This window comes from Anaerobacillus sp. 63XJN7_5_ISO-PGPR-S23-430 (assembly GCF_056173695.1).
On sequence record NZ_CM149686.1, the window covers coordinates 39,486 to 62,906 of the forward strand.

23 protein-coding genes and 2 rRNA genes are annotated in these 23,421 nt (G+C 41.5%); 24 read left to right on the top strand and 1 reads right to left on the bottom strand.

All coding sequences use genetic code 11. The annotated features are described in order from the left end of the window. The first annotated feature begins 8 nt into the window (after positions 1–8). The 12 genes from AC0VYJ_RS00190 (at position 9) to rsmI (ending at position 10,740) form a co-directional block, all read left to right on the top strand. Positions 9–2,938 (top strand): 23S ribosomal RNA (locus AC0VYJ_RS00190). Positions 2,939–2,992: 54 nt separating this feature from the next. Continuing rightward, positions 2,993–3,109, top strand: a 5S ribosomal RNA gene (gene rrf, locus AC0VYJ_RS00195). Between the two features lie 663 nt (positions 3,110–3,772). After that, positions 3,773–3,970: a sigma factor G inhibitor Gin gene (locus AC0VYJ_RS00200; protein ID WP_226616831.1), complete on the top strand. Its 198-nt coding sequence runs from the start codon at positions 3,773–3,775 to the stop codon at positions 3,968–3,970. 168 nt (positions 3,971–4,138) lie between these two features. After that, positions 4,139–5,578, top strand: coding sequence for an aminotransferase class I/II-fold pyridoxal phosphate-dependent enzyme (locus tag AC0VYJ_RS00205; protein WP_475366275.1), 1,440 nt, complete (start codon positions 4,139–4,141; stop codon positions 5,576–5,578). Between the two features lie 4 nt (positions 5,579–5,582). Next, positions 5,583–6,221 (top strand): dTMP kinase, encoded by a 639-nt coding sequence (gene tmk / locus AC0VYJ_RS00210; RefSeq protein WP_430243516.1) that lies wholly within the window; start codon positions 5,583–5,585, stop codon positions 6,219–6,221. 38 nt (positions 6,222–6,259) lie between these two features. Then, a complete protein-coding gene (locus tag AC0VYJ_RS00215; protein ID WP_048313368.1) occupies positions 6,260–6,589 on the top strand; it encodes a cyclic-di-AMP receptor in 330 nt (109 codons plus the stop codon). A 26-nt stretch (positions 6,590–6,615) separates the two neighbouring features. Then, entirely contained in the window at positions 6,616–7,602 is a 987-nt protein-coding gene (gene holB, locus AC0VYJ_RS00220) for a DNA polymerase III subunit delta' (RefSeq protein ID WP_194222581.1), read from the top strand. Between the two features lie 4 nt (positions 7,603–7,606). Beyond that, on the top strand, positions 7,607–8,434 hold the full coding sequence (locus AC0VYJ_RS00225) for a PSP1 domain-containing protein (RefSeq protein WP_475366276.1): 828 nt from the start codon (positions 7,607–7,609) through the stop codon (positions 8,432–8,434). Positions 8,435–8,450: 16 nt separating this feature from the next. Beyond that, positions 8,451–8,795: a DNA replication initiation control protein YabA gene (yabA, locus tag AC0VYJ_RS00230; RefSeq protein WP_098445898.1), complete on the top strand. Its 345-nt coding sequence runs from the start codon at positions 8,451–8,453 to the stop codon at positions 8,793–8,795. 89 nt (positions 8,796–8,884) lie between these two features. Then, entirely contained in the window at positions 8,885–9,622 is a 738-nt protein-coding gene (locus AC0VYJ_RS00235; protein ID WP_194222583.1) for a tRNA1(Val) (adenine(37)-N6)-methyltransferase, read from the top strand. After that, complete coding sequence (locus tag AC0VYJ_RS00240; protein ID WP_194222584.1) at positions 9,609–9,911, top strand: GIY-YIG nuclease family protein; 303 nt, start codon at positions 9,609–9,611, stop codon at positions 9,909–9,911. Before AC0VYJ_RS00235 ends, AC0VYJ_RS00240 begins: the two co-directional genes overlap by 14 nt. Beyond that, entirely contained in the window at positions 9,871–10,740 is an 870-nt protein-coding gene (gene rsmI, locus AC0VYJ_RS00245; RefSeq protein WP_194222585.1) for a 16S rRNA (cytidine(1402)-2'-O)-methyltransferase, read from the top strand. Before AC0VYJ_RS00240 ends, rsmI begins: the two co-directional genes overlap by 41 nt. 51 nt (positions 10,741–10,791) lie before the next feature. Here the strand turns inward: rsmI and AC0VYJ_RS00250 are convergent, their stop codons facing one another. Continuing rightward, entirely contained in the window at positions 10,792–11,070 is a 279-nt protein-coding gene (locus tag AC0VYJ_RS00250; RefSeq protein ID WP_136948810.1) for an AbrB/MazE/SpoVT family DNA-binding domain-containing protein, read from the bottom strand. Between the two features lie 536 nt (positions 11,071–11,606). Between AC0VYJ_RS00250 and metG the strand changes: the two genes are divergently transcribed. The 12 genes from metG (at position 11,607) to AC0VYJ_RS00310 (ending at position 23,221) form a co-directional block, all read left to right on the top strand. After that, positions 11,607–13,547: a methionine--tRNA ligase gene (metG, locus tag AC0VYJ_RS00255; RefSeq protein WP_475366277.1), complete on the top strand. Its 1,941-nt coding sequence runs from the start codon at positions 11,607–11,609 to the stop codon at positions 13,545–13,547. Positions 13,548–13,826: 279 nt separating this feature from the next. After that, positions 13,827–14,597 (top strand): TatD family hydrolase, encoded by a 771-nt coding sequence (locus tag AC0VYJ_RS00260; RefSeq protein WP_303536035.1) that lies wholly within the window; start codon positions 13,827–13,829, stop codon positions 14,595–14,597. 160 nt (positions 14,598–14,757) lie between these two features. Continuing rightward, entirely contained in the window at positions 14,758–16,044 is a 1,287-nt protein-coding gene (locus tag AC0VYJ_RS00265; RefSeq protein ID WP_283153214.1) for a G5 and 3D domain-containing protein, read from the top strand. Positions 16,045–16,199: 155 nt separating this feature from the next. Then, complete coding sequence (gene rnmV, locus AC0VYJ_RS00270) at positions 16,200–16,757, top strand: ribonuclease M5 (protein WP_226616842.1); 558 nt, start codon at positions 16,200–16,202, stop codon at positions 16,755–16,757. After that, entirely contained in the window at positions 16,754–17,647 is an 894-nt protein-coding gene (gene rsmA, locus AC0VYJ_RS00275) for a 16S rRNA (adenine(1518)-N(6)/adenine(1519)-N(6))-dimethyltransferase RsmA (RefSeq protein ID WP_283153212.1), read from the top strand. The genes rnmV and rsmA overlap by 4 nt, the downstream gene beginning before the upstream one ends. A gap of 204 nt (positions 17,648–17,851) precedes the next feature. After that, entirely contained in the window at positions 17,852–18,730 is an 879-nt protein-coding gene (gene yabG / locus AC0VYJ_RS00280; RefSeq protein WP_194222590.1) for a sporulation peptidase YabG, read from the top strand. 291 nt (positions 18,731–19,021) lie between these two features. Next, positions 19,022–19,279, top strand: a complete 258-nt coding sequence (gene veg, locus AC0VYJ_RS00285) for a biofilm formation stimulator Veg (protein ID WP_098445908.1) — start codon at positions 19,022–19,024, stop codon at positions 19,277–19,279. A 140-nt stretch (positions 19,280–19,419) separates the two neighbouring features. Beyond that, complete coding sequence (locus tag AC0VYJ_RS00290) at positions 19,420–19,602, top strand: small, acid-soluble spore protein, alpha/beta type (RefSeq protein WP_226616845.1); 183 nt, start codon at positions 19,420–19,422, stop codon at positions 19,600–19,602. A gap of 174 nt (positions 19,603–19,776) precedes the next feature. Further along, on the top strand, positions 19,777–20,646 hold the full coding sequence (gene ispE, locus AC0VYJ_RS00295) for a 4-(cytidine 5'-diphospho)-2-C-methyl-D-erythritol kinase (RefSeq protein ID WP_404684326.1): 870 nt from the start codon (positions 19,777–19,779) through the stop codon (positions 20,644–20,646). A 61-nt stretch (positions 20,647–20,707) separates the two neighbouring features. After that, positions 20,708–21,562 (top strand): pur operon repressor, encoded by an 855-nt coding sequence (gene purR / locus AC0VYJ_RS00300; RefSeq protein ID WP_194222593.1) that lies wholly within the window; start codon positions 20,708–20,710, stop codon positions 21,560–21,562. Further along, positions 21,559–21,933 carry a RidA family protein gene (locus AC0VYJ_RS00305; RefSeq protein WP_194222594.1) on the top strand — a complete coding sequence of 125 codons (375 nt, stop codon included), beginning with the start codon at positions 21,559–21,561 and terminating at the stop codon, positions 21,931–21,933. The genes purR and AC0VYJ_RS00305 overlap by 4 nt, the downstream gene beginning before the upstream one ends. A gap of 107 nt (positions 21,934–22,040) precedes the next feature. Then, positions 22,041–23,221 (top strand): IS3 family transposase gene (locus tag AC0VYJ_RS00310; protein WP_475366278.1). Its coding sequence is split into 2 segments (ribosomal slippage): positions 22,041–22,332 and positions 22,332–23,221, totalling 1,182 coding nucleotides; the frame shifts between segments, so codons are not numbered across the junction. Positions 23,222–23,421 lie beyond the last annotated feature (200 nt).

Genomic DNA, 23,421 nt, shown 5'->3' on the forward strand with positions numbered 1-23,421 from the left:
AAATCGAAGGTTAAGCTACTAAGGGCGCACGGTGGATGCCTTGGCACTAGAAGCCTAAGAAGGACGGGACGAACACCGATATGCTTCGGGGAGCTGTAAGTACGCTTTGATCCGGAGATTTCCGAATGGGGGAACCCACCATCTTTAATAGGATGGTATCCATTTCTGAATACATAGGGAATGGAAGGCAGACCCGGGGAACTGAAACATCTCATTACCCGGAGGAAGAGAAAGCAAACGCGATTTCCTGAGTAGCGGCGAGCGAAACGGAATCAGCCCAAACCAGAGGGCTTGCCCTCTGGGGTTGTAGGACGTCTCTTTGGAGTTACAAAGGCACGGATAGACGAAGCGACCTGGAAAGGTCCATCAGAGAAGGTAACAATCCTGTAGTCAAAATCCGATGCCCTCCGAGACGGATCCTGAGTACGGCGGGACACGTGAAACCCCGTCGGAATCCGGGAGGACCATCTCCCAAGGCTAAATACTCTCTAGTGACCGATAGTGAACCAGTACCGTGAGGGAAAGGTGAAAAGCACCCCGGAAGGGGAGTGAAAAAGAACCTGAAACCGTGTGCCTACAACTAGTTGGAGCCCGTTAATGGGTGACAGCGTGCCTTTTGTAGAATGAACCGGCGAGTTACGATCCCGTGCAAGGTTAAGCTGAGAAGGCGGAGCCGCAGCGAAAGCGAGTCTGAATAGGGCGAAATAGTACGTGGTCGTAGACCCGAAACCAGGTGATCTACCCATGTCCAGGGTGAAGTTCAGGTAACACTGAATGGAGGCCCGAACCCACGCATGTTGAAAAATGCGGGGATGAGGTGTGGGTAGCGGTGAAATGCCAATCGAACCTGGAGATAGCTGGTTCTCTCCGAAATAGCTTTAGGGCTAGCCTCGCGGCAAGAATCTTGGAGGTAGAGCACTGATTGGACTAGGGGTCCTTACCGGATTACCGAATCCAGTCAAACTCCGAATGCCAACGATTTATCCGCGGGAGTCAGACTGCGAGTGATAAGATCCGTAGTCGAGAGGGAAACAGCCCAGACCACCAGCTAAGGTCCCAAAGTATACGTTAAGTGGAAAAGGATGTGGCGTTGCTTAGACAACCAGGATGTTGGCTTAGAAGCAGCCATCATTTAAAGAGTGCGTAATAGCTCACTGGTCGAGTGACGCTGCGCCGAAAATGTACCGGGGCTAAACGTATCACCGAAGCTGTGGATTGTCTTACGACAATGGTAGGAGAGCGTTCTAAGGGCTGTGAAGTCAGACCGAAAGGACTGGTGGAGCGCTTAGAAGTGAGAATGCCGGTATGAGTAGCGAAAGACAAGTGAGAATCTTGTCCGTCGAAAGCCCAAGGTTTCCTGAGGAAGGCTCGTCCGCTCAGGGTTAGTCGGGACCTAAGCCGAGGCCGAAAGGCGTAGGCGATGGATAACAGGTTGATATTCCTGTACCACCTCCTTTCCGTTTGAACGACGGGGGGACGCAGAAAGATAGGGAGAGCGCGCTGCTGGAAATGCGCGTCCAAGCGATTAGGCTGGTGAATAGGTAAATCCGTTCACCGTGAAGGCTGAGTCGTGATGGCGAGGGAAATTTAGTACCGAAGTCCTTGATTCTACGCTGCCAAGAAAAGCCTCTAGTGAGGAAAAAGGTGCCCGTACCGCAAACCGACACAGGTAGGCGAGGAGAGAATCCTAAGACGATCGGGAGAACTCTCGTTAAGGAACTCGGCAAAATGACCCCGTAACTTCGGGAGAAGGGGTGCTTCCTCGGGTTTATAGCCCAGGGGAGCCGCAGTGAAAAGATCCAAGCGACTGTTTAGCAAAAACACAGGTCTCTGCAAAGCCGTAAGGCGAAGTATAGGGGCTGACACCTGCCCGGTGCTGGAAGGTTAAGAGGAGGGGTTATCCCTTACGGGAGAAGCTCTGAATCGAAGCCCCAGTAAACGGCGGCCGTAACTATAACGGTCCTAAGGTAGCGAAATTCCTTGTCGGGTAAGTTCCGACCCGCACGAAAGGTGCAACGACTTGGATACTGTCTCAACGAGAGACCCGGTGAAATTATAGTACCTGTGAAGATGCAGGTTACCCGCGACAGGACGGAAAGACCCCATGGAGCTTTACTGTAGCCTGATATTGGATTTTGGTACAGCTTGTACAGGATAGGTAGGAGCCATAGAAGTCGGACCGCCAGGTTCGATGGAGGCGTCGGTGGGATACTACCCTGGCTGTACTGACATTCTAACCCAGCACCGTGATCCGGTGCGGAGACAGTGTCAGGTGGGCAGTTTGACTGGGGCGGTCGCCTCCTAAAGTGTAACGGAGGCGCCCAAAGGTTCCCTCAGAATGGTTGGAAATCATTCGCAGAGTGTAAAGGCACAAGGGAGCTTGACTGCGAGACCTACAAGTCGAGCAGGGACGAAAGTCGGGCTTAGTGATCCGGTGGTTCCGCATGGAAGGGCCATCGCTCAACGGATAAAAGCTACCCTGGGGATAACAGGCTTATCTCCCCCAAGAGTCCACATCGACGGGGAGGTTTGGCACCTCGATGTCGGCTCATCGCATCCTGGGGCTGAAGTAGGTCCCAAGGGTTGGGCTGTTCGCCCATTAAAGCGGTACGCGAGCTGGGTTCAGAACGTCGTGAGACAGTTCGGTCCCTATCCGTCGCGGGCGCAGGAAATTTGAGAGGAGCTGTCCTTAGTACGAGAGGACCGGGATGGACACACCGCTGGTGTACCAGTTGTTCCGCCAGGAGCATAGCTGGGTAGCTACGTGTGGAAGGGATAAGTGCTGAAAGCATCTAAGCATGAAGCCCCCCTCGAGATGAGATTTCCCACAGCATTAAGCTGGTAAGATCCCTTAGAGATGATGAGGTAGATAGGTTCGGGGTGGAAGCGTGGCAACACGTGGAGCTGACGAATACTAATCGATCGAGGGCTTAACCGATTAAATTGGAAAACGTTGTGCGTGCTATCTAGTTTTCAGGGAACACCTGAATCGTCTAGTGATGATGGCGAAGAGGTCACACCCGTTCCCATGCCGAACACGGAAGTTAAGCTCTTCAGCGCCGATGGTAGTTGGGGGATCTCCCCCTGCAAGAGTAGGACGTCGCTGGGCAACTAGGAGAAGCGAGAGACCTGAGGGTTTCTCGCTTTTTTGTATTCAAAAAATGTTGAAAGCTCGTAAGAGAAAAAAGCTGCAGGAAAGACAATCAAAAACTTCTTCGAAAGCTTCGTAGGGGTGGGAGAAGTAAGAAATTCGAGGAAGCAAGTGATGTCAGACCGGAGTGGATATTCGAGAGATCCATGAGGATCTGGCATCGCGCAGCTGGCGAAGTTCGCCGCTTATCGCGCCCCGTATGAGAACACGGAAGTTAAGCTCGAGCGCCGATGGTAGTTGGGGGATCTCCCCCTGCAAGAGTAGGACGTCGCTGGGCAACATAAGAGAAGCGAGAGACCTGAGGGTTTCTCGCTTTTTTGTATGGTTTTTTCACGTTCGCGGAATAAATCTCAAATTCGCGGAATTATCATGGAAAAGCGCGGAATTAATCCGATTTTCGCGGAAATATCTAAAATATAGCGGAATAAAATCGGTATTTTTTTACCTTCTTAAGCTACAAGGATAATATACTTATGAAATTTCCTTTCTTTTTTAAAATCACTGACACGGGATAAGTTAAAGCCACATATCCATAGAAAGAAGAAAAAAATAGGCTAAAATGAAGTGAATCGGTATAGATCCACTATAATTGGGCAAAGCTTTTACCATGGAGGTGGGAAGATGGAGAAGACAATCAGGTATAGCTTAAGTGAGTGCTGCCTTGTTTGCGAAGAACACAGTTTAAAAGGTATTCATATTTGCGACCGATTTATTTGTTATGAGTGTGAGCGAAAGGTAATTCAAACAGATACCAGTCATGAAAACTATCAATTTTATCTTGAAAAACTACGAAAACTACGACTTAGTCGATTAGCATAAGCAGATAGCTGTTTTATAGGCTATCTGCTTTTTTACGGAAGAATGTGAAGCGGCAGTAAGTAGGAAGAGACGATACAGATTTACTTGCGCCTTTACTTCTCCGAAAGTCTAGATAATGATAGAATACTAGTATAAGTAATGAATCTTCGATAGATAGAAGTTGGTTTTATGAATAAAGCAAATCAAGCACCTTTATATGAAGCATTAACTATGTGGAAGGAACAGAACCCCCTCTCATTTCATGTACCAGGTCATAAAAACGGTAAGGTTTTTTCAACTTATAGAAGTGCGGATAACTCATTTAAAGAAATATTGAATATAGATGCCACAGAACTTTCTGGACTAGATGATCTTCATCATGCAGACGGTCCAATTAAGAAGGCAGAGCAGCTTACTGCTGATCTTTATGGAAGTGTTGAAAGCCGATTTTTGGTAGGGGGATCTTCAGCTGGTAACCTTGCGATGATCATGGCATTATGTTCTGAAGGGGACATTGTTCTTGTTCAAAACAACTGTCACAAATCAGTACTAAATGGACTTCGCTTATCGAAAGCACATCCTATTTTTCTTACTCCCTCCATTGATGAGGAAAGTCAGGTGCCAACAGGTGTGTCAGTTGATCTCATCCATCGAGCGATCACAAGATATAAGAATATTAAAGCAATCGTACTGACAAACCCCAATTATTACGGAATGACGAAAGATCTAAAACCGATCATTTCTTATGCTCATGAGAAAGGAATTCCGGTTCTTGTTGATGAAGCACATGGTGCACATTTTGTAAAAGAAAGGTTTTTTCCTGAAAGTGCTTTGAAACAAGGAGCAGATGTTGTTGTTCAATCAGCACATAAAACACTCCCTGCCATGACGATGGGCTCATACTTACATATAGGTGATCCGAAATATAGGAATGCAATAAACGATTATTTACAAGTCTTTCAATCAAGCAGCCCTTCATACCCGATCATGGCTTCGCTCGATTTAGCAAGACACTATATTTCTTCACTTCCTGATAAACAACTTGGTCAAATTTTAGAAGAGATTCTTCAGTTTAAGCACCGGCTGAATAAGATTCCTGGTATAAACGTTATTGGAGATGTAAGTCATGCTTATAAGCAGATTGATCCAATAAAAATAACGGTCCAGTTATCTGGCACCTCAGGATATGATTTGGCAAAAAAGCTTGAGAATGAAGGTATATTTGTTGAGCTTAGTGACCCATTAAACATTTTGCTCATTTGTCCCATAGCATTTAATGGTGAGGCTTATGAGCGAACGTTACAGGCGTTCAAAAGGATTGCAGTTCATAGGGATGAATCCACATTTAGAGTGTCTTTGAATCAGTTGAATCATGAAGAGATAACATTTCCTGCTTATTCTTTTGCGAAGTTGGAAACGATGAATACCAATACAGTTAGTATTAGAAACGCTGTTGGTTTAATTGCAGCGAAAGCCATTATCCCCTATCCCCCAGGGATCCCTATCGTTCTGCCAGGAGAGCGCATAACTTTAGGTAAGATCCAACTAGTAGAAACAGTGTTGTATGGCGGAGGACACATACAGGGGATGAATGGTGAGATGATTGAGATTGCAAGAGAAGAGGAGTAGGGCATTGAAAGGATTATTTATAACTTTTGAAGGACCGGATGGCGCAGGTAAGTCAACACAGGTTCAGAAACTAGCCGATTATTTAAACGAAGAAGGCATTCGTTTTATTCATACAAGAGAACCAGGTGGTACAGCTATAAGCGATCAAATTAGATCTTTGATCCTTAATCCAGAACATGAAGAGATGGTGGATGAGACGGAAGTACTTCTTTATGCTTCCTCCCGAGCTCAGCATGTGAGAGAAAAGATTCTTCCAGCATTAAACGAAGGATATCTTGTACTGTGTGATCGCTTTGTTGATGCATCAATCGCTTATCAGGGGGTTGGCCTTGGATTAGATGTAGAAACGATAAAGGTCATCAATGAATTTGCAACAGGAGGACTAACACCTGATCGAAGCTATATGATTGATCTTCCTGTTTCTGTTGGTAAAGAAAGAATGGCAGCAAGAAATCAACTTGATCGGATAGAGCAAAAAGGAACCGCTTATCATGAAAAGGTGAGAGAAGCTTTCCTGGAATTATATAAAAATAATAATGAACGGATTCATTTGATTGATGGTGAAAATGCTGTCGATGAGATTTTTTCCTCAATAAAAAAGGATTTTACAGTGTTGTGGGATAACTATTGTAGTAATAACTAATTGACGGGTGCATGCTTGCCGCCCGGGGAGGGATATACATGAAACTAGTAATGGCTGTCGTTCAGGATAAGGATAGTAATCGGTTATCCAATGCCCTAGTCGATCATAATTTCCAGGCGACAAAGCTTGCGACTACAGGTGGATTTTTACGTGCAGGAAATACGACATTTCTAGTAGGTACGGAAGATCATCGTGTACAAAAGCTTCTTGATATTATTAAAGACAATTGTCAGAGTAGAGAACAGATGGTGGCACCGGTCTCTCCGATGGGAGGAAATGCAGATTCTTATGTACCGTATCCTGTTGAAGTGTCAGTTGGAGGAGCAACGGTATTTGTTCTTCCAGTAGAGGCCTTCCATCATTTTTAATATGCACGGTAGGATGAGTGATAGCAATGACAGATTGGAATGAATTAAAAGACCGGCAACCCACGGTTGTTAGAATGGTCATAAATAGTTTCAAGAAAGAACGTCTTTCTCATGCGTATTTATTTGACGGTGGGGCAGGAACAGGCAAAAAAGATATTGCGGTTCATATGGCGAAAACGTATTTTTGTCAGGAAAGAACAGGAATCGATCCGTGTCAAAACTGCAGAGACTGTAAAAGGATTGATTCTGGAAATCATCCCGATCTTCATCTCCTAGAACCTGATGGACAATCGATTAAAATCGATCAAATTCGTAAGCTTCAGAAGGAATTCTCTTATCTTGGGGTAGAATCTCGAAAGAAAGTTTATATATTGAATCATTCAGATCGAATGACAACTCAAGCTGCTAATAGTTTACTTAAATTTCTTGAAGAGCCAGGACAAATGACGATGGCTATTCTCTTAACAGAGCAAAAGCAGCATATTCTATCCACGATTTATTCGAGGTGCCAGGTTATTACATTTCAACCCCTTTCAACAAATGGGGTGGAACAAGCCTTAGTGAATGACGGAGTAACACCACACCTTGCTAAATTAGCTGCTCAATTAACGAATGATCAGCGTGCAGCAAAGGAGTTGGCGCTTGATGAGTGGTTTGCACAGGCTAGAGCGATAGTGATACAATTGACTGAAGAGTTGAAGGAAAGACCTCATCAGGTTTTCCTAACGATCCATGACAAATGGCTAGCTCATTTTAAGGATAAAACGCAGCAGGATATGGGACTTAATCTTATGCTTTTTTGGTATAAGGATATAATGAAAATACAACTGCAGGATAATCGGATTGTCTATGCAGATCAGAAGGATAAGCTCGAACGTTATGCCCTTCAATTCGGAAGAAAGAAGATAAGTCAGCATATGATGGCGATACTTGATGCCAAAAGACGTCTGAGTGCAAACACAAACCCGCAGTTTGTGATGGAACAGCTAGTACTCAGGTTACGGGAGGGATAAGTTTGTGTATGAAGTAGTTGGCGTTCGCTTTAAGAAAGCGGGGAAGATCTATTACTTTGATCCGAGTAGCCTCCAGGTGTCCAACAAAGAATTTGTTATCGTGGAGACTGCAAGAGGGGTTGAATTTGGCAAAGTCGTATTAGCAAACAAGCAAGTTGATGAAGAGGATGTTGTACTTCCTCTTAAGAAAGTAATTCGCATAGCTGATGAAAAAGATCGCATTGCGGTAGAAGATAATAAACACGCAGCTGAAGAAGCTTTTGAAGTGTGTGTTTCTAAAATTGAAGAGTACAAGCTTGATATGAAGCTTGTTGATGTTGAATATACATTTGATCGGAATAAGATCATCTTTTACTTTACAGCAGATGGAAGAGTAGATTTCCGCGAACTTGTGAAAGGGCTCGCATCCATCTTTAGAACAAGAATTGAACTTCGTCAGATTGGTGTAAGAGATGAAGCGAAGATGCTTGGTGGAATTGGACCATGTGGCCGAATGCTTTGTTGCTCAACATGGCTTGGCGATTTTGAACCTGTTTCGATTAAGATGGCTAAAGATCAAAATCTATCTTTAAATCCTGCTAAAATTTCTGGACTTTGCGGCAGGTTAATGTGCTGCTTGAAATATGAGAACGATGCATACGAATCCGGCAAAAAAGAGCTTCCAGACGTTGGGAAGACGATTCAAACCGGACAAGGTAAAGGAAAAGTTGTTGGGTTGAATATATTGGAACGTCTTGTTCAGGTCGAATTATTTGAACTCAACCGCGTGACAGAATATACGCTTGATGAATTGATACAAGACGGCGCAGTATCTACGCAAGCCACAGATTGATTGAGGTGGAACGGAAGTGGAGAAAAAAGAAGTTTTTTCACGTGTAAGCTCAATGGAAGAACAGATTGGTGACTTATACAAACAATTAGGCGAACTAAAAGAACATCTTGCAGGACTGCTGGAAGAAAATCACCATCTCGAAATTGAGAATCACCACTTGCGAGAGCGGTTAGAACAAACTTCCGAGCCGAAGAGTCATTCATCTGGCAAAAAGAAGCGCGGTAAACCAGAAGTTGGAGAAGGATATGATAATCTTGCGAGATTATATCAAGAAGGTTTTCATATTTGTAATCTCCATTACGGTAGCATCCGGACAGAGGGAGATTGTCTTTTTTGCTTGTCGTTCTTAAATAAAAAGTAGTGATTTGGTCTTTCCACATCTGGAAAGACCTTTTTTACAATTATATAACTTGTTCACTAAAGAATTAAAATAGATAGGAGAAAAGCATCATGCATTTATATGATGATGAACGGATTGACTACATCATTGAAAATGAATTAAGAATTATTCAAAGCCCAACGGTATTTTCTTTTTCTCTAGATGCCGTTCTACTTGCACGATTTGCCTGGGTGCCGATAAAACGTGGTAAAATAATTGATCTTTGTACAGGTAATGGCATTATTCCACTTCTATTATCGAGAAGAAGTCAGGTTCCGATTGATGCGGTCGAAATTCAAGATCGGCTATATGACATGGGGACGAGAAGTGTGGATTTAAATGACCTTAATGATCAGCTTACCCTACATCATGGGGATATTCGGGACCTACCTGCTGGGTTATTAAAGGAATCTTATGATGCAGTAACATGCAACCCACCCTATTTTCAAAGTAAGCGAAATGAACAGCGTAATCTAAATGAACACCTTACCATCGCCCGACATGAAGTTATGTGTACTCTCGAAGATGTTATTCAATCTTGCAGTCGTTTAGCGAAACAGGGTGGGAAGGTATCACTTGTTCATCGTCCTGAGAGGTTACTTGATATTGTGACGCTAATGAGAAAATACCGTGTTGAACCTAAGAGAATGCAGCTCGTTTATCCGAAAGCTGGTAAAGAAGCAAATACGCTATTAATAGAAGGAATTAAAGATGGGAAGCCTGATTTAAAAGTGTTGCCGCCGTTCATCGTTTATCAGAAAGATAATACGTATAGTGACGAGATGAGAAATGTTTATGAAGAACTATAGTCATTTTGTCTATATGCTCGAATGTCGAGATGGTAGTTATTATACAGGCTATACGACGGACTTATCTCATCGATTAGCTCAACATGAATGTGGAAAAGGTGCAAAATATACGAGGGGGAGAGGTCCACTACGCCTCGTTTATCAAGCGGAATATGAGACAAAAAGTGAAGCAATGCAAGAAGAATATCGGATCAAACAACTATCTCGTATTCAAAAAGAAAAGATAATAAAAGAAAAGAGGCAAGTTCATGTGGAGTCAGAAGAGTTACAAAGAGAGCGAGACAGGTAAACTTTATCTCGTACCTACCCCTATCGGAAACCTGAATGATATGACTTTCCGCGCTATTCAGACGTTAAAAGACGTAGATCTTATTGCTGCAGAAGATACAAGACAATCAAAAAAGCTAACGAATCATTTTGAGATTGAGACACGGTTGATTAGCTATCATGAACATAACAAGGAATCGAGTGGATATAAACTTCTGGAGCGATTAAGGGAAGGACAAAGTATTGCCCTTATTAGCGATGCTGGAATGCCCGCTATTTCAGATCCTGGTTATGAAATTGTGTCAGCATGTGTGGCAGAGGAAATCCCTGTTATTCCCTTACCAGGCGCGAATGCAGCAATTACTGCTCTTGTGGCATCAGGTTTGCCAACACAGCATTTCTATTATTATGGTTTTTTATCTAGACAAAAGAAAGAGCGGAAAATTGAATTACAACAGCTAAAAACAATTCCTTCACCAGTTCTATTCTATGAGGCTCCTCATCGCTTAAAAGAAATGATGAAAGCGGTTCTTGAAGTTCTGGGAAACAGAGAAATTATTATAGCAAGAGAATTAACGAAGAAATATGAAGAGTTTATTAGGGGATCAGTTGAAGAGGTGCTTCGCTGGTTTGAAGAAAATGAAATCCGTGGTGAATTTTGTGTGATCGTCGAAGGTGGCATAGCCGAAGAAGTGAATGAAGAGCTTTGGTGGGAAGATTTCACCTTACGAGATCATGTAGAACACTATATTAATGACGGAATGAAAAGTAAGGATGCGATCAAACAAGTGTCGATTGATCGCGAGCTACCAAAAAGAGAAGTGTATCAGGCCTATCATGTAGAATCTTAGAGTACAAAAAAAGCTCCTGCCTTTATTGGCAGGAGCTTTTCTATACGTTCATTATTTAGCAAGAGCTTTTTGGATTTCTTCCAATACTTGCTCCGCACCTTCGCGACTAAGGATTAGTTTGCCGTTACCGATGGCAAGATTGTCATCGGATACTTCACCAGTTACCTGGCAAGTCATGTTAGGCTTATACTTTTTTAGGATGATGCGCTCATCGTCAACGTAGATTTCAAGAGCGTCCTTTTCTGCAATACCAAGTGTACGGCGTAGTTCGATCGGAATAACAACACGGCCAAGCTCGTCAACTTTACGTACAATACCAGTAGATTTCATGTTTTATACTCCCCTATTCCCAATTTTTTATTAATTACGTCAGGATTCGACAAATTTCTCTATTTATGTTCTATATAATACCAGTGTTTCCCATAAGCGTCAATCCTTTTAATCGGGTAAATATTTCCTATAATAGGTTTGTTACGGGATTCGAAGTACTATATTATTACCAAAACCTGACTTCCTTAAATAAATGATTCGACAATTTTCTTGTAAATCCTTCGACATTAATTGTAAATTTGTGTAGGTTACGCGATTTAAGCTCCGCTTCCTTGCATTTCTTCCTTAAATTAGTTATATTTTGATGAAGAAGAATTGTACTTGAATGAACAAAATGACGTTACACAGCGATACGCAAACGCGGGCTGTAGTTGAGAGTTGCTAACGTTCTCGTCCTACATGGGGCGGGAGCTTTTTATCCAGTAGCCCCCACCTCTAAACGTGAGTCAATTTTGCGTTAAGGTGGGGGATTCACTGTTCTAAAGAACGAATTAAGCTTTTCACTTTATCACTGTTTTAATCAAGGAGGAAGCAACATGGGTGACAAGACGTTTTATATTACGACACCGATCTATTATCCTAGTGGAAAGCTCCACATAGGTCATGCCTACACAACTGTAGCAGGAGATGCTATGGCACGTTACAAGCGTTTAAGAGGTTTTGATGTTCAGTATTTAACAGGAACGGATGAACATGGGCAAAAGATCCAAAAGAAAGCACACGAGCAGGGGGTTACTCCTCAGAAGTATGTTGATGACATCGTTGCTGGCATTAAAGATTTGTGGGATAAGTTAGACATTAGTTACGATGATTTTATCCGTACAACCGAAAAGCGTCACGAGGAAATTGTCGAAACGATTTTTCAAAAGATGTATGAGAAGGGTGATATCTACCTTGACCAATATGAAGGTTGGTATTGCACACAATGTGAGTCCTTCTTTACTGAACGCCAGTTAGTCGATGGGAAATGTCCCGACTGTGGACGTGAGGTGGAGAAAGTAAAGGAAGAGTCCTACTTCTTTAAAATGGGCAAGTATTCCGATCGTCTATTGAAATTTTATGAAGACAATCCCGAGTTTATCCAGCCGGAATCTCGAAAAAATGAAATGATCAATAACTTTATCAAGCCTGGTCTTGAGGATCTTGCGGTATCAAGAACTTCTTTTGACTGGGGTGTTAAAGTTCCAGGAGATCCGAAACATGTCATTTATGTTTGGATCGATGCATTGTCCAATTACATCACCTCCCTTGGGTATGGCACTGAAAATGATGAGCTTTATAATAAGTTCTGGCCAGCGGATGTGCATCTTGTTGGGAAAGAAATCGTTCGTTTCCATACGATTTACTGGCCAATTATGCTGATGTCACTAGACCTGCCGTTACCAAAGAAAGTTTTTGCTCATGGTTGGTTGTTAATGAAAGATGGAAAAATGTCTAAATCCAAAGGTAATGTGGTTGACCCAGTTACCTTAATTGATCGCTATGGACTTGATGCTTTACGCTATTATTTATTGCGTGAAGTACCGTTCGGTTCAGATGGCGTCTTTACACCTGAGAGCTTTGTGGAGCGAATCAATCATGATTTGGCGAACGATCTCGGCAACCTGTTAAATCGAACAGTAGCGATGATCGCTAAGTACTTCGACGGTGAAGTACCTGTGTATGAAGGATCGGTCACAGATTTTGATGATACTCTTGTAGAGATGGTAGATTCAACAATTTCCAAAGTAGAGACCTCTCTTGAAAACATGGAGTTTTCAGTTGCCCTTGCTTCGATTTGGCAGCTCATTAGTCGAACGAACAAGTACATTGATGAAACAGAACCATGGATTCTTGCTAAAGAAGAAACTCATAAAGACAAGCTTGGTGCTGTAATGGTTCACCTCGCTGAATCATTGAGACAAGTGGGTATTCTATTGCAGCCTTTCCTTACGCAAACGCCTAAAAAGATCTGGTCACAGCTAGGTATTGAAGAAGGCGAGAAAACAAGCTGGGAATCATTAGGATTCAAAAAAGGATTCGGTGGTACAACGGTTCAAAAAGATGCTCCGCTTTTCCCAAGGCTTGACCGTGAAGAAGAGGTTGCATATATAGTTGAACAAATGGGTGGCAATGTCGTTAAGGAAGCACCGCCAATTGAAAAACCAGATTTAGATGAAATTTCAATTGATGACTTTACAAAAGTTGATTTAAGAGTCGCCCAAGTACTTGAAGTAGAGCCGGTGAAAAAAGCCAATAAGTTATTGAAATTAAAATTAGATCTTGGTTATGAAACGAGACAAGTTGTTTCAGGAATTGCAAAACATTATAAACCAGAGGAACTCATCGGCAAAAAAGTTGTTTGTGTTTCCAATCTTAAGCCAGTAAAGCTTAGAGGAGAATTATCTGAAGGTATGATTCTAGCAGGTGAGCATGACGGCGAGCTGAAATTGTCGACTATTGCTGAAAGCTTGCCAAATGGAACACAAATCAAATAATGACTCATGACTCGGTCTTAAAATAGACCGGGTCTTTTTTACTTTCTAATTCACAATAAATCCCTGCCATTTACTTTGCTATTTGTGACTAAACTTCCATTTTGAGTTGCAAGATAAGTATATAAAAAAGAACCAAAACACCTTAATATACAGAATATTCTAACTTATTTTGTGAGCATTGTAAACAAAATGTAATTAAAATGAAACTGTTTAGACTTAGAAAATAACTAGGACATTTGGTACACTAGCATCGTACTAGAGCGGAGAAGGAGTTTTGACATGTTATTCGACACACACACGCATTTGAATGTTGAACAATTTTCCGAAGATCAAAAAGAAGTAATTGAGCGTGCCCAGGCAGCGGGAGTAAGCAAGATGGTTGTTGTTGGTTTTGATCGTGAAACGATAACACATGCTATGGAACTTGTTGAACAGTATGATTTTCTTTATGCAGCCGTAGGTTGGCATCCTGTTGATGCGATTGATATGAAAGAAGAGGACCTTGAGTGGATTGAAGAACTTGCTGGTCATCCAAAAGTAGTAGCAATCGGTGAAATGGGACTTGATTATCATTGGGACAAATCACCTCATGACATACAAAAAGATGTTTTTCGTAAGCAAATTCAACTTGCGAAAAAAGTGAAATTACCGATCATCATACATAATCGTGAAGCGACGCGAGATGTCATTGATGTATTGAAAGAAGAAAATGCAGCTGAGGTAGGTGGCATCATGCACTGTTTCGCTGGAACTGTAGAAGAGGCTAATGAGTGCCTTGATATGAATTTCTACATTTCTCTAGGTGGACCAGTAACGTTTAAGAACGCTAAACTACCAAAAGAAGTAGCGAAAGAAATACCAATTGATCGTTTGCTAATTGAAACGGACTGTCCTTTTCTAGCACCACACCCAAACCGCGGGAAGCGAAATGAACCTTCATATGTGAAGCTCATCGCTGAACAAATTGCGGATTTGAAAGAAATGGATTATGAAGAATTAGCAAGAAGAACATCCGAAAATGCTATGACATTATTCGGTATTAGTCGCTAATAAAAAAGACCGTTGTCGTTGAAAAGAAATGATAGGATGCTTTTAAAAATAACTTCTCCCATCATACAAGATCAAAGTAGATGCCTTTTCTACTAAACTAGCAATTGGGGATAAGTAAGAAGCTTTTCTTTTTGAAACACAGTCGGTTCAGGGGGTAACTATGACAATGAAATCGAACATGGAAAACTTTTTTGCTCGCGTTAAGGGTGGAAAGAACGTATTCATGATTTGTTTAAGTGTAATTGTACTAGGTTTAGTCTCCGGCTTTATCGTGTTTGAAACTACAAAAGCTTCGGTCACGCTTGTCCTTGATGGGGAAGAGAAGCCGGTAGATACACATGCAGATACAGTTGCGGAGTTATTAAAGGATGAAGAATTGAATCCTGGTTCTCATGATTATTTAAGTCACGATTTATCAGCCAAGGTTGAGGCTGGAGATGTGATTGAATGGAAACCGGCTTTTCAAGTAACGCTATCGATTAATGGGGATAACCAACAAGTTTGGTCCACCAAAGATACAGTGAAAGGGTTTCTTGAAGATCAAAACATGGAGCTCGGTAAGCATGATCAAATGTCTGTATCACTCGATGATGAATTGAAAGAAAATATGACGATTGCCGTTGATGAAGCTTTCAAAGTTGCGGTAAACGACGGTGGGAAACAAAAAGAGATTTGGACAACTTCGACTACGGTCGCTGGCTTTTTAGAACAGCAGAATATACAACTTGGAGAACTTGATCGCGTAGAACCCAAAAAAGATGAGGACGTTACAGCGAACTCGGAAATCAACGTGATTCGAGTGGAAAAGGTCACCGATGTAGTGGAAGAGACGATTGACTATGCAACGATTAAGAAGAATGATAGTTCAATTCAAAAAGGTAAAGAAACAGTCCTAGAAGACGGACAAGAAGGCAAGCGGGAGAAACATTACGAAGTTGTTTTAGAAAATGGTAAAGAGGTTTCCCGTGAGCTTAAGAAAACCGATGTAGTGAAGGAAAGCAGTGACAAAATCGTTGCTGTTGGTACCCAGGTTATTACACAAACAGCTGTGAAAACTAGCAGTGCCCCTTCAACTCAATCTAAATCAACAAAGACAGCTAGTAAGCCTGCTACAAAAACTTCAAAATCACCATCTAAACCTGAAAGTAAGTCGTCAGGGAAGGTAATGAACGTATCGACGACAGCTTATACGGCAAATTGTGCTGGCTGTTCAGGTATCACATCTACGGGCTTTAACTTAAAATCTAATCCTGATGCGAAAATCATTGCGGTTGATCCTAGTGTGATTCCCCTCGGCTCAAAAGTTCACGTAGAAGGATATGGAACGGCTATTGCGGCTGATACGGGTGGTGCGATTAAAGGTAACAAGATTGATGTGTTTTTCTCTTCGAAGTCTGCAGCTTACGCATGGGGAAACAAGACTGTTCAAATTACAATTCTCGATTAGTGATCGAGATATGGTATGCTAATAACACAGAGTGGGGAAAGTCTCTCTCTGTGTTTTTTGTATGATAAAGAAAAGATTTATGAGAGAAACTATAAAAATTCACGTGTAGTTATAATAACAGGGTAGAATCGGTTATGTATTATGGAGGAAACAGAGTGAAAGTAAAAGAAATCATTATCGTAGAAGGCAAAAACGATACATTGGCTGTGAAACGAGCGCTTGATGCGGATACGCTAGAAACGAATGGATCTGAGATTAGCGAAGAGACGCTTAGACGTATTGAGCTTGCTTGGAAGAGACGAGGCGTAATTGTTTTTACAGATCCAGATTATCCTGGTACAAGAATTCGTCAAATCATTAGTGACCGACTGCCTTCTTGTAAACACGCCTTTCTAAATAAAAAACGTGCCATCTCATCTAATGGAAAGAAAGTTGGAATTGAACATGCCTCTATTCAGGATATTCAAGAAGCCATTCTTTCAGTAAGAGAAGAGATAGAAGCTCCAGATGTTTTGATTGAATGGGAGGATCTTATCGCTGCTGGTCTGGTTGTAGGCGATCGTTCTAAGGAGAGAAGAAAAGCTTTAGGAGATCGGTTGCAAATGGGCTATATGAATGGAAAGCAGCTTTTCAAACGGCTACAAATGTTTCAAATTTCAAGAGAAGAGTTTAGTCAGGCTTTGGAAGAAGTGTTACAGGAGGAAGAGAAATGAATAAAGAAATATCAACCCCTTTTAGAACAAAAGAAATTTTATCTAAACATGGTTTTACTTTTAAGAAAAGTCTTGGACAGAACTTTTTAATTGATTCGAATGTCCTAACAAAAATTGTTGACCAGGCTAAGTTATCACCGAATTCTGGCGCTATCGAGATCGGACCAGGTATTGGAGCCTTAACAGAGAAACTAGCAAAACAAGCTAAAAAGGTCGTGGCATTTGAGATTGATCAGCGTCTACTCCCTATTCTAGAAGACACTCTTTCTCCTTATCCACACGTTCACATACGTCATAGTGATGTGTTAGAAGCCGATGTTCGTCAAGTGATTGAAGAAGAGTTTGAAGAGGGTCAGGATTTGATGGTAGTAGCGAATCTTCCTTACTATGTGACGACGCCTATTCTCATGAAGTTATTGGAAGAAAAATTACCAGTACGTGGGATCGTTGTTATGATTCAAAAAGAAGTAGCAGAGCGTATTGCTGCAAAGCCTGGTTCTAAGGAATACGGCTCATTATCACTTGCAGTGCAATACCATGCAGTGGCTAAAACGGCTCTCACAGTACCAAAAACCGTTTTTGTACCAAAGCCCAATGTAGATTCATCCGTTCTTCACTTGGAGCTGCGTCAGGAGCCTCCTGTCGATCTTTTGAATGAAGCCTATTTCTTTGAAGTGATTCGAGCAAGCTTCGGTCAACGTAGAAAGACCTTATTGAACAATTTGCAAAATAATCTTTTAAGTAAAGAGCAAAAGCCAATGATTGAGGAAGTATTACAAGAGACAGGGATTGATGGAACACGTCGGGGCGAAACGCTCTCAATGGAAGAATTCGCGGCGTTGAGTAATGCTTTTTATAGCAGAAAAAATGAAACTAAAAAAACACCTTGATTGTGGTGCACCCCGAACGTTAGAGTTATAAACTAACTTCCGGGGTGTTTTTTTAGTTTTCATGATTCGAACATCTTCCTAATAATCAGTGAAGGTAAACCAAGTTCTCATTTCTATATAAATCATCTTTTCTTAAAGTTCTCATATAGTAGGTAAAGGAGATGCTGTTTAGTCTTTCAGGTCAAGCGGTGTGGAGGGAAGATAATGACGATGAAAGAAGGAGATATCGTTGCCAGGCGTTCATATGGCTGTGACTTAATCTTTCGAGTAACAAGGATGAATGAGTCAAGTAAGTCAGCGGAGCTCGTGGGCGAGGATATGAGGCTAATCGCAGATGCCCCGTTTGACGACCTGGTGGTAATTGACTCCAATGAACACAAAATGAGACGGGAGCAGTCCAAAGAGAAAGAAGACTATTCCTTTCGTTTGTTTCGACAAGACTATCAACTGTTGCGAATGAAGCGAGAATATTCGGCAACTAGTCATTTTAAGAAAGAAACAAGTTTTTTTGAACTACCGGGGAAAATTCTTCATATTGACGGGGATCCACTATACCTTAGTAAATGTTTGGAAATGTATAAGCGTCTTGGCGTCCCGGTTTATGGGCTATATATGAAGGAAAGCGAAATACCGGAGAATATTATCAAATTAGTTAACAATGTTAGACCAGATATTTTGGTTATCACAGGGCATGATGCGTATACAAAACATAAAGGCGAGAAAAAGGATCTTCAATCGTACCGAAATTCACGGTACTTTGTTCGAGCTGTAAAAGAAGTGAGAAGTGTTTTTCCGAATCTTGATCACCTTGTAATTTTTGCTGGAGCGTGTCAGTCTCATTTTGAGTCACTCATTCGTGCAGGGGCTAATTTTGCAAGCTCTCCAGCTCGAATCAACATTCACATGCTTGATCCAGTTTTTATCGTATCCAAAATTGCACTCACATCTTTTACTGATCACGTTAATGTTTGGGACGCTCTTAGAAACACGTTGACTGGTGAAGATGGACTTGGTGGAGTAGAAACAAGAGGAATTCTACGCACAGGTATGCCTATGAAGGACCAGGAGGATTATTCAGAGTGAGCGAACGGGTGGAATACATATCCATCCGTTCGCTTTTTTACGTCAGTTTTAATAAAAAAATAAGCTCGTTGAAAGGGGCTAGAATAGAGAAATGTTCTTATGCGAAACCTGAGATAACCAGCATATTTCAATGAGTATACATATTTTTCGACAAATTAAGAAACAATAAAAATACACATCATCAGTAAATAACAATTGACATTGTTTTTGCTTCGTTGTTATAATTTAAGTTTTATTTGACAAGATGATGCAAAAGATGTTATAATTTGTCTAAGTGAGGTGGAGGTTCCGATGGCAAAAACGATTATTGAGATCAAACAAACGTTACAATCTCAGGTTGGCAAACGGTTGACCTTAAAGGCAAACGGAGGTCGCAGAAAGACAATTCAACGTTCAGGCATCCTTGAAGAAACCTACCCGGCAGTGTTCATTGTTAAGCTGGATCAGGACACGAACGCATTTGAGCGTGTGTCATACAGCTACACAGATATTCTAACAGATACAGTACAAATTACATTTAATGAAGAACAAGCGGCAGTAAGCGGTTAAGGCAAATGGTCTAACTGCTTTTTTGCTTTATTTGGGAATAAATAATTTTTCTCCTTCTTTTGGTTACATATTGGCAGTATAGCGATGGCTTTCGATCCTCACACTAAGAGAGTTACAGGATAGAAAGGAGCTTGATTCGCATGGCAAGACGTAAAGGGATTATGTCTGATCAATTGAAAGAAGAAATTGCGAAAGAGCTTGGTTTTTATGATACGGTTCAGAAAGAAGGTTGGGGAGGAATAAAAGCTCGCGATGCAGGTAACATCGTGAAGCGTGCTATTCAACTAGCTGAGGAGCAACTTGCAAACCAACAAAAACACTGAACCCTGTGACGATTGAACTCTGACTAATAGTCAGGGTTCTTTTTTTGTTGCAGAGAAGTTAAACTCTCCCGTGGTTGCATCCTATTCCGTTTCTTTCTTTTAGGCTTGTTGTGTTACAATAATTCACAGTAAGTTAAAATGTCGAACGGTAGGACGAAAATGTAGGTGAACGAGATGAAAAGAAAACTGAGTGTGAAAGCACCGGCGAAAATAAATTTAGCACTCGATGTGCTTCATAAACGACCTGATGGCTTTCATGAAGTAGAAATGGTTATGACGAATGTCGATCTTGCAGATCGACTTGAGTTAACGGAATTGAGACGAAATGAAATCATTATTGAGTCAACAAGCGGTTTTGTTCCAGACGATCAAAGGAATTTAGCTTTTCAAGCTGCAGCATTATTAAAGAAAAAGTTCAACATTCGGCAGGGTTTATCGATCAAGATTGATAAGCAAATTCCAGTTGCTGCTGGTCTTGCTGGAGGAAGCAGTGATGCTGCCGCGGCATTACGAGGACTTAATGAGCTTTGGCAATTAGGTTTAACTTATGATGAGCTTGCTAATATTGGTTCTGAGATAGGGTCAGACGTTGCATTTTGTGTATATGGTGGCACCGCCCTTGCAAAAGGACGTGGAGAAATTATTCAGCCAATGGATGCACCACCTCCTTGTTGGGTGATTCTTGCTAAGCCTTCTATTGGGGTATCGACAGCAGATGTATATCGACGCCTTAGAACAGCAGAGATGAACCATCCAGACGTAAGAGGAATGATGCAAGCAATAGAGGAAAAAAATTATGAAGCGATATGTCAGCGCCTTGGTAATGTTCTCGAGGATGTTACATTGAAACTTCATCCTGAAGTACGTCAAATTAAAGAAAAGATGGAAAGCCTCGGAGCAGACGGTGTGCTGATGAGTGGCAGTGGGCCAACTGTCTTTGGTCTTACACGACATGAATCGCGCATGCAACGAATTTATAACGGTTTAAGAGGTTTTTGTGGTCAAGTTTATGCGGTACGTCTATTAGGTGAGAAGAACCCTTGAATAAATCCGTACATTAGTGATATATTATGATTAATTATTCGGATTTTTTGGAGGTTCTTCTATGAAGATGAAACGAAGTTCTCGGCTAGTGGATATGACAAGGTATTTATTAGAGCATCCACACCGGTTAGTTTCACTAACTTATTTCTCAGAGCGATACGGGGCGGCTAAATCATCTATAAGTGAGGATTTGGTCATCATTAAAGAGAATTTTGAACAACAGGGTGTGGGATCGTTGTTAACCGTTCCAGGTGCAGCTGGAGGCGTAAGATACATGCCGCTTATTAGTGAAGAAGAAGCAGATCGTGTGGTTGGTGAACTATGCGATTTTCTAGAAAGTCCTGATCGTCTTCTTCCGGGTGGTTATTTGTATTTAACAGATATCCTCGGTAATCCGGAAATTATGAATCAGGTTGGCCGCTTATTTGCGTCTGTTTTCGCTGATCGTAAAATTGATTGTGTGATGACTGTTGCTACGAAAGGAATCCCCCTTGCGTATGCTGCTGCAAGTCATCTTAACGTTCCGGTTGTCATTGTTAGACGCGATAGCAAGGTCACTGAAGGCTCAACAGTAAGTATTAACTATGTATCAGGATCGTCAAAACGAATTCAAACAATGGCGCTTGCTCGTCGAAGTTTGAAACCAGGAGCGAACGTTTTGATTGTAGATGATTTCATGAAGGCTGGTGGAACAATTCAAGGAATGGTTAATTTGCTTGAAGAATTTCAAGCAGACGTTGCTGGAATTGGAGTGCTTGTTGAGGCTGAGGGTGAAGGCGAAGAACGACTAGTTGAAGAGTACGTATCTATGATGAACCTTGGTGGAGTCGATATGAAAGAGCGATCGATTCAGGTTGCGCCAGGGAATTACAAGAAATTTCTTACGCCATTAACAGAAGGAGTGGAGAACGAATGAAGACAGTCTATACGAAATCAGCACCAGAAGCGATTGGCCCCTATTCACAAGGAATGATCGTGAATAACATCTTTTATAGCTCTGGCCAAATTCCTCTTAAAGCAGATGGAACGCTCATTGATGGAGCGATAGAAGACCAGACTCATCAAGTATTTCAAAATGTGAAAGCTGTACTAGAAGCTGCCGGATCTTCACTCGAGAATGTCGTAAAAACTACAGTTTATATTAAAGACATGAACCAGTTTAGCGCGATCAATGAAATCTATGGTGAATATTTCAATGCACATAAACCCGCAAGATCTTGTGTTGAAGTTGCGCGTCTTCCAAAAGATGCCCTTATCGAAATAGAAGTAATTGCCCTAGTAGGCTAATCAATTGAACCCACTCATCCGCTGATATTATCCCCTTTAAGTAGACATTCAAAAAAACCTCCATGATATGGTGGAGGAAAGAATGATGCTTGGAGGGGATTTTTTCTATGGCTAAAAAAGGGCAGAGGTTTGAGAAGTATACAGACGAGTTTAAACAGAACGCCGTGATGAAATACATTAATGGTTCTCAAAGTTACAAAGCTTTAGCGGAAGAATTAGGAATAAAAAATAGTACACAGCTGAAAGTCTGGGTGAGGAAGTGGAAAAACGGTGAGCCGTTTGATATTCGAAGTCGCAGTGAGGTAAATCCTATGCATGGTAGGCCACGCACAAACTTTAAAACAATTGAAGAAGAGAGAGATTACCTGAAAGCGCAGGTGGATTACTTAAAAAAGCAGTATCAAAATCTCGAAAAGGAGGGAAAATCACGCAAAAAATAAAGTATGAAACCGTGGAAGATTTAAGGAATAAAGCTCCTGTTACCTGGTTGTTAGAGATTGCTTCCCTCCAACCATCCAGCTATTACAAATGGAGAGCTAGTAAAGTAAAGCGCGAAGAAAGGGCCAATCAAGATCATGACATCCAAATGCATATGATGGGGATTCATTTTCTTCATCCGGAAACAGGTTACCCTACTATGACGCGTTTATTAAAAGAAAGTGGTTACCGCATCAACCACAAAAAGGTGTATCGATTGATGAGCGAGATGGGCATTCAATCGGTGATTCGTAGAAAGAGGAAAAGGCATGGATACACTCCATCTGTGATCAATCCCAATAGGCTAAAACGAAACTTTAAAGCAAATGGAACGAATCAGAAAATGGTGACGGACATTACTTATGTATCAGATGGTAAACGATTCTATTACTTATCTGTGATTCAAGATTTATTCAACAATGAGATCGTAAGCTGGCAGCTTTCTAAACGCAACGATTTAGCGCTTGTACTAGATACAGTTGCGCAATGGACAAAGAAAAAAGACGTAACGAAAGCCGTTCTCCATTCGGATCAAGGCTTTCAGTATACGTCTAAGGCATACAACACACGAATAGAAGAATACGGCGTTAAGGGCAGCCACTCTCGCAAAGGAAACTGCCTGGATAATGCCTGCATTGAGTCCTTCTTTTCGCATCTCAAAACAGAGAAGTTGTATATCAATCAGTGTAAAACAGAAAACGAGATCAGACAAGCAATCGAGGATTACATCTACCACTATAACTACAGACGTTTCCAGAAGAAATTAAAGCAACGCGCGCCGATTGAATATCGACACGCGTTGGCAGCTTAGTTTTTTTAGACTGTCTACTTGACAGGGGTAGGACCACGCTGAGTGGTTTTTTTATTTATGAAACTTTTTTCTGACTTATTTAAGTTTTTGGAGTGAATGTCACTAGGGTGATTAATTTAGCTTGTTTCAGTCGATTTTTTATTCTGGAATAGAATCTTAGGATGAAAGCAACTAAATTTTTATAACATTTTTTATATTTA

Bases quoted from the DNA above. Each gene is read 5' to 3' on its own strand.
- rsmA (WP_283153212.1), top strand. From the start codon at position 16,754: ATGAATAAAGAAATATCAACCCCTTTTAGAACAAAAGAAATTTTATCT.
- holB (WP_194222581.1), top strand. From the start codon at position 6,616: ATGACAGATTGGAATGAATTAAAAGACCGGCAACCCACGGTTGTTAGA.
- AC0VYJ_RS00215 (WP_048313368.1), top strand. From the start codon at position 6,260: ATGAAACTAGTAATGGCTGTCGTTCAGGATAAGGATAGTAATCGGTTA.
- AC0VYJ_RS00200 (WP_226616831.1), top strand. From the start codon at position 3,773: ATGGAGAAGACAATCAGGTATAGCTTAAGTGAGTGCTGCCTTGTTTGC.
- metG (WP_475366277.1), top strand. From the start codon at position 11,607: ATGGGTGACAAGACGTTTTATATTACGACACCGATCTATTATCCTAGT.
- AC0VYJ_RS00305 (WP_194222594.1), top strand. From the start codon at position 21,559: ATGAAGACAGTCTATACGAAATCAGCACCAGAAGCGATTGGCCCCTAT.
- rsmI (WP_194222585.1), top strand. From the start codon at position 9,871: ATGTGGAGTCAGAAGAGTTACAAAGAGAGCGAGACAGGTAAACTTTAT.
- AC0VYJ_RS00250 (WP_136948810.1), bottom strand. From the start codon at position 11,070: ATGAAATCTACTGGTATTGTACGTAAAGTTGACGAGCTTGGCCGTGTT.
- purR (WP_194222593.1), top strand. From the start codon at position 20,708: ATGAAGATGAAACGAAGTTCTCGGCTAGTGGATATGACAAGGTATTTA.
- ispE (WP_404684326.1), top strand. From the start codon at position 19,777: ATGAAAAGAAAACTGAGTGTGAAAGCACCGGCGAAAATAAATTTAGCA.
- AC0VYJ_RS00290 (WP_226616845.1), top strand. From the start codon at position 19,420: ATGGCAAGACGTAAAGGGATTATGTCTGATCAATTGAAAGAAGAAATT.
- AC0VYJ_RS00240 (WP_194222584.1), top strand. From the start codon at position 9,609: ATGAAGAACTATAGTCATTTTGTCTATATGCTCGAATGTCGAGATGGT.
- AC0VYJ_RS00235 (WP_194222583.1), top strand. From the start codon at position 8,885: ATGCATTTATATGATGATGAACGGATTGACTACATCATTGAAAATGAA.
- AC0VYJ_RS00260 (WP_303536035.1), top strand. From the start codon at position 13,827: ATGTTATTCGACACACACACGCATTTGAATGTTGAACAATTTTCCGAA.
- AC0VYJ_RS00205 (WP_475366275.1), top strand. From the start codon at position 4,139: ATGAATAAAGCAAATCAAGCACCTTTATATGAAGCATTAACTATGTGG.
- veg (WP_098445908.1), top strand. From the start codon at position 19,022: ATGGCAAAAACGATTATTGAGATCAAACAAACGTTACAATCTCAGGTT.
- yabG (WP_194222590.1), top strand. From the start codon at position 17,852: ATGACGATGAAAGAAGGAGATATCGTTGCCAGGCGTTCATATGGCTGT.
- AC0VYJ_RS00265 (WP_283153214.1), top strand. From the start codon at position 14,758: ATGACAATGAAATCGAACATGGAAAACTTTTTTGCTCGCGTTAAGGGT.